The organism is Pseudomonas sp. YL2, from assembly GCF_023063025.1.
Lineage (GTDB): Bacteria > Pseudomonadota > Gammaproteobacteria > Pseudomonadales > Pseudomonadaceae > Aquipseudomonas > Aquipseudomonas putida_A.
This window is the reverse complement of sequence record NZ_JAJSLU010000001.1, coordinates 542325-555492: the sequence shown is the minus strand read 5'-3', so window position 1 is coordinate 555492 and position 13168 is coordinate 542325. Positions and strand designations below refer to the sequence as shown.

The window sequence follows — 13168 nt, the reverse complement described above, 5'->3', positions numbered from 1 at the left end:
TCAAACAGCGCAGTGCCCCCGACCCGACTGCCTTTGCACATGGAGCTTTTATGAAATTTTTTGCACCGCTTGCCTTGCTGACTCTCTGTGGCGTTCTGGCCGCGCCTGTGATGGCTGACGAAGATGCACCGGGCCTGACCGGTTGCGCCGCGAAGAAGCAGGGCATCATCAATCAGCTCGAGCAGGCGAAATCCCGGGGCAACACCGATCAGCAGGCCGGTCTGCAAACCGCTCTGGATGAAGTGACGAAGAACTGCACCGATGCTGGCCTGAAGAAAGAACGCGAAAACAAGGTGCTGGAAGCCAAGCACGAAGTGAGCAAGCGTCAGGCGGATCTCGACAAGGCGATGAAGAAAGGCGATCCGGAGAAGATCAACAAGCGCAAGGATAAGCTCGCCGAGTCGCGCAAGGAACTGCAGGATGCGCTGGACCAGATCGACAAGTAACCGTTAATGCGGGGAATTTGATGCCCTCTTCGCGAGCAAGCCCGCTCCCACATTTGATTTGTGAATGACACAGATCCAGTGTGGGAGCGGGCTTGCTCGCGAAGGCGTCAGCTCAAACAACAGAAATCAATGATCCCGAAACTCTTTATGGCAAGCGCTGCAGGCATCCTCAACTTTCTGCACCGCTGGCCCGAGGTTACTGGCCTTGTACGGCTGAACCTTGCTGGCGATCACCAGTTCACCGGTGGCCGCTTCAAGGTTGCGGGCCAATTCCTGAAAGCGGGCCTGACGCAGCCAGACATCGTCTTTGGCGCTGGTGTGATCCTCTTCGCGCACCTGCGGGAAATGCTTCCACGGTTCATGGGACAACGCATCGAGTTTGACCGCGCCTTCGGCGAATTTCGGCCCGTCGAACGGAATGCGTCCGCGCAACATGCCGCCCAGGTCTTCGCCGGTCTTGAGCATCTGCTTGAAGATCGCCTTGCGTTGCCCCAGCGGAGAATTCGGATCGACGCCGCCACAGGCGGACAAGGTCAGACAGGCCAGCAATACAACAGAAATTCTTTTAAGAGTCATGGTGGCTTCAGGTCACGGAATTCGGCGGCCAGTATCCTCGCGTCGCCGACAAACACCAATAGCCCTATTAAAAATACGGGTTGCCGGAGCGCATGGAGCACTTGGGCAACCGGCACAGGAATCACTCCATGAACAGCCGTTTCAAGGCCTGGCGTCACCCACTGATCGCAACCCTGCCACTGCTGGCAATCCTTGCCGGCTGCACCGGTGGCGACACTGCCAAACCGAAAACCCATGCCTTGGCCACTTATTCCAGCGCCACTTGGGAAGCCTTGCCGGCGGTGTCCGACAGCGATCTGGTCGCCGGTTTCGGTTCATGGCGCAGCGCCTGCACCCGACTCAAGGCTGATCCGGTCTGGGGCGGCACCTGCGCGGCAGCCGCCAACGTGCCGCAAAGCGCCAACGAGATTCGCGCGTTCCTCAAGCAGAACCTCGACGTGTTCGGACTGCGCGCCGAGCATGACAACCCCAACGGTCTGATCACCGGTTACTACGAACCGGTCTACCCCGGCAGCATGACGCCCACCGAGGTGGCGAACGTGCCGGTGTACGGCGTGCCGGAAGACATGATCATCGTCTCGCTGGACAGCATTTACCCGGAGCTCAAGGGCAAACGCCTGCGTGGCCGTCTCGAAGGCCGAGTGCTCAAGCCGTATGACGACGCGGCGACCATCGAGTCCAAAGGCGTCAAAGCGCCGGTAGTGGCGTACCTGACCGATCCGATGAACCTGCAGTTTTTGCAGATTCAGGGTTCCGGGCGGATTCAGACGCCGGATGGCAAACAACTGCGCATCGCCTACGCCGACCAGAACGGCCACCCGTACCGGCCGATCGGGCGCTGGCTGGTGGAACAGGGCGAGTTGAAGAAAGAAGACGTGACCATGGGCGCGATCAGCAACTGGGCCAAGGCCAATCCGTCGCGCATCCCGGAACTGCTGGGCAGCAACCCGAGCTATGTGTTCTTCACCCGCAACCCGGACAGCAACGAAGGCCCACGCGGCTCGCTCAATGTGCCGCTGACCGCCGGCTACAGCGCAGCGGTGGATCGCAAGGTGATTCCGTTGGGCAGCCTGCTGTGGCTGTCGACCACCCGTCCGGACGGCAGCGCTTTGGTTCGCCCGGTCGCGGCGCAGGACACCGGTGGCGCGATTGCCGGCGAGGTGCGTGCGGATCTGTTCTGGGGCACCGGCGATGCTGCCGGGCAACTGGCCGGGGACATGAAGCAGCAGGGGCAGATCTGGATGCTCTGGCCTAAGGGTGCGGCGTTGCCGCAAGTACCGCAGGTGGCCGATACGGTTAAGGACAAGCCTTAAGCGCCTCGGCGCCAGAGCTACCGCCTTCGCGGGCAAGCCCGCTCCCACAGGGTTCTTTGGTGTACACAGGATTTGTGCTCGCCATTGATACCTGTGGGAGCTGGCTTGCTCGCGAAGAGGCCGGCAGCAACACCCGAGATTCAGACCGACACAAAGAAGAACGCAGCAATGAGCCCCATCCCGACAAACCACACCAGCGACCGCAAGATCGCCCAATCCGCCAGGTAGCAGATGATGTACAGCAGGCGACTGGTGATAAACAGCACCGCCAGCACATTCACTGTCACCAGCTGCGCCGTGCCCACAAGATGCGCAACAATCACTGCGGCAGCAAATGCCGGCATCACCTCGAAGCTGTTCAACTGCGCCGCATGCGCCCGTCGGGCGACGCCGCCCACGCTATCGAGAAAATCCCGAGGATCATGATTGTCACTGAGCCTGAAACCGCCTGAGACCTTGGCCACGATCGTGCACACATACGGCAGGAAAATCGCGATCAATACACACCACAGAGCCACCGTCATAACGCCGTCCTTTTTTCGAGTGTTGGAAATGGCGGGCGGTCAGAACTTCATCACCAGCATGCCGATCAGCACCAGCCCACAGGCTAAGAGCCGCGGCCTGCCGAAAGGTTCTTTCAAGTACCGCATGCCGAACAGCACCACCAGAATCACGCTGATCTCACGCAATGCCGCCGCTTCGGCAATCGAGCCCAACTGCATCGCCCACAGCACCAGAGCGTAGCTGAGCAACACGCAGAACCCGACCGCCAGACCCAGCTTCCACTGCTCGCGCCAGAACACCATAAACGCCGGGCGTTTGGCGACCCATGCCAGCAACGGAAACGGCCAGGCGCTGAGCAGCGTGACCCAGACCAGGTAATCCAGTGGATGCGACCAGCGCCGCAAGGCCTGACCGTCAATGTAGGTGTAACAACCGATGCACAAGCCGATCAGCGCCACCACGGGTAGCATCGACCACGGCAGATGTTTGCCGCCACCGCCCTGCCAGAGCAGGCAGGCCATGCCCAGCGGAATCAGCATGATCCCGAAGATCTGCTGCGCAGTGAGCACTTCGCCGGCGAAGATCAGGGTCAGCGCCAGCACCACCAGCGGCGACAAGCCACGCATCAGCGGATAGACCAACCCGAGGTCGCCGACCCGATAGGCTTGAATCAGCAGATAGCGATACAGCAATTCGAACGCCGCGGAAGCCAGAATCCACGGCCAGATGTCCAGCGGCGGCAGACTGATGAAGGGCAACGCCAGCGCCACGAACAGCAGCGCCACCGTGTCCATGCACGCCACCACCAGCAGCCGTTCGGCACTGAACTTGATCAGGGTATTCCACGTCGCATGCAACAGCGCCGCCATTAACACCAGAACTGTCGCCGCCACGTCCCACTCCTTGATTTTCTTGTTGACCCTACACCAATGTCTGCGGCTGACCAACCGAGGGGGCATGATTGTGTCCCCACCCCGAAACAGCCCATCCAACCTTTGCACCGAAGAATCGGGGCGCTGTCTTTCCACCCCCATCCAATGGAGCCCGGATGCTAGAACTTGTCGCCGCTTTTATCTGCCTCACCACCCTCCTCACCTTCGTCAATTACCGCTTCATCGGCCTGCCGCCGACCATCGGCGTGATGGTCACCGCGCTGATGTTTTCCCTGTTGCTGCAAGGCCTGAGCGTGCTCGGCTATCCCGGCCTGGAAGAACGCGTGCAACAACTGATCGGCCAGATCGACTTCGGCGATCTGCTGATGAACTGGATGCTGTCGTTCCTGCTGTTCGCCGGCGCCCTGCACGTCAACCTCAACGACCTGCGCAGCTACCGCTGGCCGATCGGCCTGCTGGCAACGTTCGGCGTGCTGATTGCCACCGCCGTGATCGGCAGCCTCGCCTATTACATTTTTGCCCTGTTCGGCTGGCACGTGAGCTTCCTCTACTGCCTGCTGTTCGGCGCGCTGATTTCGCCTACAGACCCGATCGCAGTGCTCGGCGTACTGCGTACCGCCAATGCCTCCAAGCCGCTGAAAACCACCATCGTCGGCGAGTCGCTGTTCAATGACGGCACTGCGGTGGTGGTGTTTACCGTGTTGCTGGGCATCGCCCAACTGGGCGAGACGCCGACCCTCAGCGCCACGGCCATGCTGTTCGTGCACGAGGCCCTTGGCGGCGTACTGTTCGGCGGGCTGATCGGTTATGGGGTGTACCGGATGATCAAAAGCGTCCAGCAGCATCAGATCACGGTGATGCTGACTCTCGCGCTAGTGATCGGCGGTTCGGCGATGGCCACCGAGCTGCACGTTTCCGCACCGATTGCGATGGTGGTGGCCGGTCTGATCATCGGCAACCTGGGGCGCAACCTGGCGATGAACGACATGACCCGCAAGTACCTTGACGGCTTCTGGGAGCTGCTCGATGACATGCTCAATGCGCTGCTGTTCGCACTGATCGGCATGGAGCTGTTGCTGCTGCCGTTCAACTGGGCGCACGTGGCGGCGGCCAGTTTGCTGGCGCTGGCGATCCTGCTGTCGCGCCTGCTCACCGTGGCCCCGGCCATTGTCCTGCTGCGGCGCTGGCGCACGGTGCCGCGCGGCACCATCCGCATCCTGACCTGGGGTGGTTTGCGCGGGGGGGTCTCGGTGGCACTGGCGCTGGCCCTGCCGCTGGGCCCGGAGCGCGATCTGCTGCTGAGCATCACCTACATCGTGGTGCTGTCGTCGATCCTGTTGCAGGGCCTGACCATCGGTAAACTGGTCAAGCATGCCACCCGTGACGAGCCGACGTCCGTGGCTGAACCCGCACACTGATGTATCACCGCAGCGCCGTCGTGAAGCCCTTCACGACGGAGCGCACAGCAAATCAAGCAGATGTCGCATCGCCAATGGGCGGTGCGGCGTCGAGCCATGCATCACCACCAACTCGCGCGCATGACGCTGACCGTCCTCGACCGGTAAAACGTACATCCCTTCCAGCCTCATCCCGGCCCACTGCGGCACCAGCGATACCCCCATCCCCTGCGCGACCAGCATGACGATCGTTTCCAGCGCATCCAGTTCGCACAGCACGTTGGGCTCGATGGCCTGTTCATCGAGGTAGCGCTGAGCAATCTGCCCACCCCACGAGCGTGCGTCATAACGAATGAACGGATGAACGCGCAACAGCGTTTCCAGCGACTGCCCGGCGTACGCGGCTGGAGCCACCAGAATCAGCGGCTCTACCTTGAGCACGACCAAGGCCAATGCCTTGGGCGGCTGGAATGGAGGCCTGACCAGAATCGCTGCGTCCAACTCCCCTGCAAGCACCTTCTCGTAAAGACTTTTCGAGTCACCCGGGGTGATCTTCAGCTTCAAATCAGGTGCTGTAAGCGCCAATCGTTCGATCAAGGTGGGTAACACGCCGGTCAGCGCTGTGGAAATTGCACCGATTGTCAGTTCACCGGCCACCCCATCGGGATGCAGATCGCTCTGTAGATCCTGGGCCAATTCGATGATCGCCCTGATCTTCGGCAGAATCAGCAGGCACTGGTCCGAGGGCCGGGCAGCGTGCGCGGTACGCAGCAGTAACGTGCAACCCAGCAATCTCTCGAGCGCCTGGACGCGCTGACTGATAGCCGCCGCAGTGCGACTCTCGCGCCGTGCCGCTGCCGCAATCGAACCGGCCTCAACCACCGCCACCAGACTTTTCAGAAACCGTACATCCATAAGTTTTCCTTTCGCTCAGAACAAGGCGAAGTCGTTATGCCCCGCCGCACGGTCTGTTTACCCTGAGCGCTCCTTCACTTGGGGACATCGCATGAACAGACCTTTTCACGCTGCATACCATGTTTGCGACCTGGAACAGGCGCGGACTTTTTATCGAGATGTGTTGGGCTGCACCGAAGGCCGCAGTACCGAGACATGGGTCGACTTCGACTTTTTCGGCAATCAGCTCTCGCTTCATGTGGGCACGCCCTTCACCACTACCCGTACCGGCCAGGTTGGCGATCACAAAGTATTGATGCCGCACATTGGCGTCGTCCTGCCGCTGGAGGAGTGGCTGGAGCTGGCCGATCGTTTGAGCCGCCTCGGCACAACGTTTGAAATCCCTCCGGTGATCCGCTTCGCCGGCGAACCCGGCGAGCAGCGCACAATGTTCTTTCTCGACCCCAGCGGCAACCCGATCGAAGTCAAGGGTTTCAAGGACTTCGACGGCCTCTTCGCACACTGAGCTTCACCCCAACAAACACAACAACAAAAGGGGCACATCATGACTACCAGGAAACCCACCAGTCTGGTCACCCGCATCATGCTCGGGCTGGCAGCCGGAATAATCGTCGGCATCCTTCTCAACCAGTTTCCCGAACACAAGATCTGGTTCATCGACAATCTGCTGCAACCGGCCGGTGACCTGTTCATCAGGCTGATGAAAATGATTGTCGTACCGTTGGTCTTTGCGTGCATGGTCGTCGGCATCGCCGGGGCAGGCAGCACCAAGGCGCTGGGTCGGGTCGGAATAAAGACGCTGGTTTATTTCTTTACCATCACCAGCATCGCCATCGTCTTCGGACTGATCGTCGGCAATGTTTTTCAGCCCGGCGCCGGCGCGGACTTCAGCAGCACCCTGCAATCACCGGCCATTGGTCTGGCGAATACGGGAGAAACACAGAACCTGGGCCGAACTCTGGTGAACATCGTGCCGGACAACATCGTCCTGGCCATGTCTCAGGGCAAGCTGCTCTCAGTACTGTTTTTCGCCATCCTGTTCGGCTGTGCCCTGTCGATGCTGCCCGGGCCGCAGAAGGCGCCATTGATCGCCGTGATTCAGGCGGTATCGGACACCATGTTCAAGGTCACGCATCTGGTCATGCACTATTCACCCATCGGCATCTTCGGCCTGATCGGGGTCACCGTGGCCAGCTTCGGCCTCAGTGCGTTGCTGCCGCTGGCGAAGCTGATCGGCATCACTTACGTCGCGGTGTTGCTCTTCGCGTTGGGCGTGCTGGGGTTGGTGGCGCGGATGGCCGGCATTCGCTTTTTCCACCTGATTCGGGAAATACGCAGTGAATTGATACTGGCTTACAGCAGTGCTGCGTCGGCCACGGTGATGCCACAACTGATCGAGAAAATGGAGAAGTATGGCGCTCCGCGCCCGATCACCAGCATGGTCATTCCACTGGGGTACTCGTTCAACCTTGATGGCGCCTCGCTGTTCGCGGGACTGGGCACGCTGTTTATCGCCCAGGCGTACGGGATTGATCTGGGTCTGGCGGATCAGGCCATGCTGGTGCTGATCATGGTGTTGACGTCAAAGGGCGCGGCGGGAGTGCCGGGTTTCATGTTCATCATACTCACAGCGACCCTGACCACCGCCGGTTTGCCAGTGGAAGGCGTGGCAATCATCGCCGGCGTCTACCGCTTGATGGACATGCCGGTCACCGCGCTCAACGTGTTGGGCAACGCACTGGCACCGCTGGTCATAGCGCGCTGGGAGGGACAGCTCAAGGCACCTGAAAGCGAACCGACGACAGAACCGGTCAGCCCGCCGTTCAAGGCCTGAAACTATCGGGGCTTGCTGTCGGACTCATCTTCGCGGGGTTTGCCGGAGTTCGGTTTATCCGTCTTGGGCGCCCCGCTTTCGCTGCGGATCTGCGCATGGCTGATCAGGGCGAAGATGAAACTGCCGCCGATGATATTCCCCGCCAGCGTGGGCCCGGCAAACACCATCCAGAAATCACTCCACGGCAGCTCGCCGGCAAACACCAGATACGACACTTCCGCCGAACCGACCACGATGTGGGTGAAGTCGCCCAGCGCCATCAGGTAGGTGATGAGGATGATGATCCACATCTTCGCGCTCTCCATGGACGGGATCATCCAGACCATGGTGGCGATCATCCAGCCGGAAACGATGCCCTTGGCGAACATCTGACTGGCGTGGTTTTCCATGACCTTGCGGCCGATTTCAAGGAAGGCGTGATCAGTCTTGCTGTCGAAGATCGGCAGCTCAAGCATCACGTACGCCACCACAATCGTCCCGCACAAGTTGCCGAACAGAACCACGCCCCACAGGCGGATCAGCCGGCCGAAGTTTTTCAGGGTCGGTTTGGTCATCACCGGCAGAACGGCGGTCAGGGTGTTTTCGGTGAACAGTTGCTGGCGGGCGAGAATCACCGCGAGGAAACCGGCGCAGTAGCCGAAACTGGCGATGACCTTGAATTCGTCGCCCTCGGGCAGGCGCGAATTGAGCAGGCCCATGCCCATCAGCGACAGGCCCATGGTCAGCCCGGCGGCGAGCGCCGACCACCACAATGCAGCGATGCTGCGCTCCAGTTCCTGATCGCCCTGAGTGCGGATGATTTCATGCAGAACCGCCGCGCGGGGCGGCTGGTTTTTCTCGACTTCGTGTTGTTCGTCGGTCGAGAGGTTTGGGGTCTTGCCGTCTGTCGGGGTGGTCATGGCGTGGGAACCGTGGGGGTGGTGTTTACCTACGACCCCGGCGGTTCATGGCTGTTCAGTGGCCAGATGATTCTTCGCTGACTGAACAACCGCCTTCGCGAGCAAGCCCGCTCCCACAGGTACAACGCAATCCATGTGGGAGCGGGCTTGCTCGCGAAGGGCGCGCCGCCGATGTTACTTGCTGACCAGTTCATCTTCCTTGAACTGGTCTTTGACGTACTTGATCTCGGTGCGACCGTGCGGCGCCGGCAGGCCGTCTTCGCCGAGGTTGACGAAGACCATCTTCTCGACCGTGAGGATGCTCTTGCGGGTGATCTTGTTGCGCACTTCACAGGTCAGGGTGATCGAGGTACGACCGAACTCGGTGGCGGTGATGCCCAGCTCGATGATGTCGCCCTGGCGCGAGGCGCTGACGAAATTGATCTCGGAAATGTACTTGGTCACCACGCGCTGATTGCCCAACTGGACGATCGCGTAAATCGCCGCTTCTTCGTCGATCCAGCGCAGCAGGCTGCCGCCGAACAGGGTGCCGTTGGGGTTCAGGTCTTCGGGTTTTACCCATTTGCGGGTGTGGAAATTCATGTTCACTCCTGAGCGTTTGCCGAAAGATGGCGCCATCTTGGCAGACCGGGCGGTCAGGCTCCATGAGCCTTCTACTATGGTCGCTATTAACGATCTTCATCTGGCCGACAGAAACCCTTTGGAAGATCAGTCTAGACGGCTATAATCGCCCCCGTTTCAAAACGGTAACCTTCACTTGCTACCGTTTTCCCGCCACCTGTCCGAGGGGCGCTGCAGCAGGATCAACCTGTCAGGCTCGGATGGGGCGTTGACTGGCCACGGCCGGACACTAAACGCACAACGGCGCCCATTCGCATACATTACGAATGGAGGCTCTTCATGAGCGCTGTTATCACGCCTGCAGATTTTAACGATTACAAAGTTGCCGACATGTCCCTGGCTGCCTGGGGCCGTCGCGAAACCATCATCGCCGAGTCGGAAATGCCGGCCCTGATGGGTCTGCGCCGCAAGTACGCCTCCGAGCAGCCGCTCAAGGGCGCGAAAATCCTCGGCTGCATCCACATGACCATTCAGACTGCCGTGCTGATCGAAACCCTGGTTGCCCTGGGTGCCGAAGTACGCTGGTCGTCCTGCAACATTTTCTCGACTCAGGATCAGGCCGCTGCGTCCATCGCTGCCGCCGGCATCCCGGTTTTCGCCTGGAAAGGCGAGACTGAAGAAGAGTACGAGTGGTGCCTGGAGCAGACCATCCTGAAGGATGGCCAGCCATGGGACGCCAACATGATCCTCGACGACGGCGGCGACCTGACTCAGCTGCTGCACGACAAGTACCCACAAGTACTGGATCGCGTTCACGGCGTGACCGAAGAAACCACCACCGGCGTTCACCGCCTGCTGGACATGCTGGCCAAGGGCGAGCTGAAAATCCCGGCGATCAACGTCAACGACTCGGTGACCAAGTCCAAGAACGACAACAAGTACGGCTGCCGTCACAGCCTGAACGATGCGATCAAGCGTGGTACCGACCACCTGCTGTCCGGCAAGCAAGCGCTGGTCATCGGTTACGGTGACGTGGGCAAGGGTTCGGCCCAGTCCCTGCGTCAGGAAGGCATGATCGTCAAGGTTTCCGAAGTTGACCCGATCTGCGCCATGCAGGCCTGCATGGACGGTTTCGAACTGGTTTCGCCGTTCATCGACGGGATCAACGACGGCACCGAAGCGAGCATCGACAAAGCGCTGCTGGGCAAGATCGACCTGATCGTGACCACCACCGGTAACGTCAATGTTTGCGACGCGAACATGCTCAAAGCCCTGAAGAAGCGCGCTGTTGTCTGCAACATCGGTCACTTCGACAACGAAATCGACACCGCTTTCATGCGCAAGAACTGGGCATGGGAAGAAGTGAAGCCACAGGTACACAAGATCCACCGTACCGGCCCGGGCGCTTTCGACGCGCAGAACGACGACTACCTGATCCTGCTGGCCGAAGGCCGTCTGGTGAACCTGGGCAACGCCACTGGTCACCCGAGCCGCATCATGGACGGTTCGTTCGCCAACCAGGTACTGGCGCAGATCTTCCTGTTCGGCCAGAAGTACGCCGACCTGTCGCCAGCCGAGAAAGCCGAGCGCCTGACCGTTGAAGTACTGCCGAAGAAACTCGACGAAGAAGTGGCCCTGGAAATGGTGCGCGGCTTCGGCGGCGTGGTCACTCAACTGACCAAGCAACAGGCTGACTACATCGGCGTGACCGTCGAAGGCCCGTTCAAGCCGCACGCTTACCGCTACTGATTGACGCGGCGGCCTGCTCTCCCTGTGGGAGCGGGCTTGCTCGCGAAAGCGGTCTGTCATTCAGCATTGATGTTGCCTGACCCGCCGCTTTCGCGAGCGAGCCCGCTCCCACATGGGCGGTGCAAGCCTCACAGGCTTCGTGTTTCCAAGGGTATTTCCCATGTCCCAAGACCGTCGCTACAGCTTCGAGTTCTTCCCGACCAAGACCGATGCTGGGCATGAAAAACTGCTCAACGTTGCCCGTCAGTTGGCAACGTACAACCCCGACTTCTTCTCCTGCACCTATGGCGCTGGTGGTTCGACCCGTGATCGCACCCTCAACACCGTTCTGCAACTGGAAAGCGAAGTCAAAGTACCGGCCGCACCGCACCTGTCGTGCGTCGGCGACAGCAAGGACGACCTGCGCGGCCTGCTGAACGAGTACAAGGCTGCCGGCATCAAGCGCATCGTTGCGCTGCGCGGTGACCTGCCGTCCGGCATGGGCATGACCAGCGGCGAGCTGCGTCACGCCAACGAACTGGTTGAATTCATTCGTGAAGAAACCGGTGATCATTTCCACATCGAAGTTGCCGCTTACCCGGAGATGCATCCGCAAGCGCGCAATTACGAAGACGATCTCGCCAACTTCGTGCGCAAGGCCCGCGCTGGCGCCGACAGCGCGATCACCCAGTACTTCTTCAACGCCGACAGCTACTTCTACTTCGTCGACCGTTTGCAGGCGCTGGGCGTGGATATTCCAGTCGTGCCGGGGATCATGCCGATCACCAACTACAGCAAGCTGGCGCGTTTCTCCGATGCCTGCGGTGCGGAAATTCCGCGCTGGATCCGCAAGCAACTGGAAGCCTACGGCGATGACAGCCAGAGCATTCAGCGCTTCGGCGAGCAAGTTGTCAGCGAAATGTGCGAACGCCTGTTGCAGGGCGGCGCACCGGGGCTGCACTTCTATTCCATGAACCAGGCTGAACCTAGTCTGGCGATCTGGAATAACCTGAAGTTGCCGCGCTAAGCACTAAAAGAAAGATCAAAAGATCGCAGCCTTCGGCAGCTCCTACAGGGGTGTCGTTGCTGCGATTTTTTGCTTTTGAATCCCCGAATTAGAGCTTGTGCAGGCACTTTCTGGCTCTTTCGCGTTTCTCGTCGTAATCTCAAGCCATGCCTTTTTTCGCGCAGTTACTCACCGTGCTGGTTTTTGCTTGCCTGAGCTTTGCCGCTCGGGGCGAGAAGCTGCGTATTGTCACCGAGCCGTGGGCACCTTACGTCTACGAAGAGGATGGCAAGAACCTCGGACTGGACTACGAAACCACCGCCATCGTGTTCAAGCGTCTGGGAATCGAAGTCGAATGGCAGTTCCTGCCGTGGAAACGTTGTCTGTCGATGCTCGAAACCGGCCAGGCTGATGGCGCGCTGGATATTTTTCACAGCGATGAGCGCGATGCCACCCTGCTCTACCCCATCGAACCGCTGTCGGACGTCGAGTTCGTGATGTTCTACGCCAACGACCGTCCCCATCCGTTCCGCCAGCTCGAAGACCTCAAAGGCCTGACCATCGGCACTTCGCCGGGCTATCTGTACAGCCCGGATTTCAGTCAGTCGACACTGTTCACCCGCGAGCCGGCACCGACCCACGAGGCCAATTTCGGCAAACTGCTGCGCGGACGCATCGACTTGCTGATCACCGATCGCCGCGTGGGCCAGCATTTGCTCGATCAACTGAATATTCGCGATCAAATCACCGAAAATCCCACGGTCATCAGCCGTCAGAGCCAATATCTGGCGGTTCGACGCAATGCCGGCATGGATCTGCTGGTGGCGCGTTTTGGCGCCGAGCTCAAGCGTTTCAAGCGCGAACCGGCCTACGCCGAGCTCAGCGCACGTTACGGCGCAGCACCGGTCGATGCCGTGCCGCTGGGCAATGCTTCGGCCAGCCGCAAAACCGTTGAGCAGCAGGAAAGCAGCGCGCAGTGATTGCTCTGTTATACTCCGGCGTTCCCGCCAGGCTCACGCCCGGACGCCCGGAACCGTAACAGGCCTCTCGACCCGCTACAGCGCAGCTTTCAGCCCGCGCGAGCGCTCCTGACGTG

General features: G+C 60.2%; 14 protein-coding genes and 1 riboswitch. Of the genes, 8 read left to right on the top strand and 6 right to left on the bottom strand.

Annotation, left to right across the window (positions count from 1 at the left end; genetic code table 11):
- Positions 1-50: 50 nt before the first annotated feature.
- Complete coding sequence (locus tag LVD08_RS02575) at positions 51-446, top strand: DUF1090 domain-containing protein (RefSeq protein ID WP_247267312.1); 396 nt, start codon at positions 51-53, stop codon at positions 444-446.
- A gap of 126 nt (positions 447-572) precedes the next feature.
- Here the strand turns inward: LVD08_RS02575 and LVD08_RS02570 are convergent, their stop codons facing one another.
- Positions 573-1022, bottom strand: coding sequence for a c-type cytochrome (locus tag LVD08_RS02570; protein WP_027610619.1), 450 nt, complete (start codon positions 1020-1022; stop codon positions 573-575).
- Between the two features lie 128 nt (positions 1023-1150).
- Here LVD08_RS02570 and mltA point away from each other — a divergent pair, with 128 nt between their 5' ends.
- The gene (gene mltA / locus LVD08_RS02565; RefSeq protein WP_247267311.1) at positions 1151-2335 is read left to right on the top strand and encodes a murein transglycosylase A; all 1185 of its coding nucleotides are present in this window, start codon (positions 1151-1153) and stop codon (positions 2333-2335) included.
- 140 nt (positions 2336-2475) lie between these two features.
- On the opposite strand, the gene LVD08_RS02560 is transcribed toward mltA, so the two are convergent.
- Complete coding sequence (locus tag LVD08_RS02560) at positions 2476-2859, bottom strand: MAPEG family protein (RefSeq protein ID WP_027610617.1); 384 nt, start codon at positions 2857-2859, stop codon at positions 2476-2478.
- A 39-nt stretch (positions 2860-2898) separates the two neighbouring features.
- On the bottom strand, positions 2899-3732 hold the full coding sequence (locus tag LVD08_RS02555; protein WP_247267310.1) for an EamA family transporter: 834 nt from the start codon (positions 3730-3732) through the stop codon (positions 2899-2901).
- 155 nt (positions 3733-3887) lie between these two features.
- On the opposite strand from LVD08_RS02555, the gene LVD08_RS02550 reads away from it, so the two are divergent.
- Entirely contained in the window at positions 3888-5150 is a 1263-nt protein-coding gene (locus LVD08_RS02550) for a cation:proton antiporter (RefSeq protein WP_247267309.1), read from the top strand.
- Positions 5151-5180: 30 nt separating this feature from the next.
- Here LVD08_RS02550 and LVD08_RS02545 read toward each other — a convergent pair whose 3' ends face one another.
- Entirely contained in the window at positions 5181-6044 is an 864-nt protein-coding gene (locus tag LVD08_RS02545; RefSeq protein ID WP_247267308.1) for a LysR family transcriptional regulator, read from the bottom strand.
- A 91-nt stretch (positions 6045-6135) separates the two neighbouring features.
- Between LVD08_RS02545 and LVD08_RS02540 the strand changes: the two genes are divergently transcribed.
- Both LVD08_RS02540 and LVD08_RS02535 read left to right on the top strand, forming a co-directional pair.
- Positions 6136-6549, top strand: coding sequence for a VOC family protein (locus tag LVD08_RS02540; protein WP_027610613.1), 414 nt, complete (start codon positions 6136-6138; stop codon positions 6547-6549).
- Between the two features lie 39 nt (positions 6550-6588).
- On the top strand, positions 6589-7878 hold the full coding sequence (locus LVD08_RS02535; RefSeq protein ID WP_247267307.1) for a cation:dicarboxylate symporter family transporter: 1290 nt from the start codon (positions 6589-6591) through the stop codon (positions 7876-7878).
- A 2-nt stretch (positions 7879-7880) separates the two neighbouring features.
- Here the strand turns inward: LVD08_RS02535 and LVD08_RS02530 are convergent, their stop codons facing one another.
- Complete coding sequence (locus tag LVD08_RS02530; RefSeq protein ID WP_247267306.1) at positions 7881-8777, bottom strand: formate/nitrite transporter family protein; 897 nt, start codon at positions 8775-8777, stop codon at positions 7881-7883.
- Between the two features lie 174 nt (positions 8778-8951).
- Entirely contained in the window at positions 8952-9359 is a 408-nt protein-coding gene (locus LVD08_RS02525) for an acyl-CoA thioesterase (protein ID WP_027610610.1), read from the bottom strand.
- A 196-nt stretch (positions 9360-9555) separates the two neighbouring features.
- Positions 9556-9654: riboswitch (S-adenosyl-L-homocysteine riboswitch) on the top strand.
- Between the two features lie 23 nt (positions 9655-9677).
- On the opposite strand from LVD08_RS02525, the gene ahcY reads away from it, so the two are divergent.
- From ahcY to LVD08_RS02510, 3 genes are all read left to right on the top strand, one after another.
- A complete protein-coding gene (gene ahcY, locus LVD08_RS02520; RefSeq protein WP_096795737.1) occupies positions 9678-11087 on the top strand; it encodes an adenosylhomocysteinase in 1410 nt (469 codons plus the stop codon).
- A 160-nt stretch (positions 11088-11247) separates the two neighbouring features.
- Entirely contained in the window at positions 11248-12093 is an 846-nt protein-coding gene (gene metF / locus LVD08_RS02515) for a methylenetetrahydrofolate reductase [NAD(P)H] (protein ID WP_003229047.1), read from the top strand.
- Positions 12094-12239: 146 nt separating this feature from the next.
- The gene (locus LVD08_RS02510; protein WP_123588961.1) at positions 12240-13052 is read left to right on the top strand and encodes a substrate-binding periplasmic protein; all 813 of its coding nucleotides are present in this window, start codon (positions 12240-12242) and stop codon (positions 13050-13052) included.
- The last annotated feature ends 116 nt before the right edge of the window (positions 13053-13168 follow it).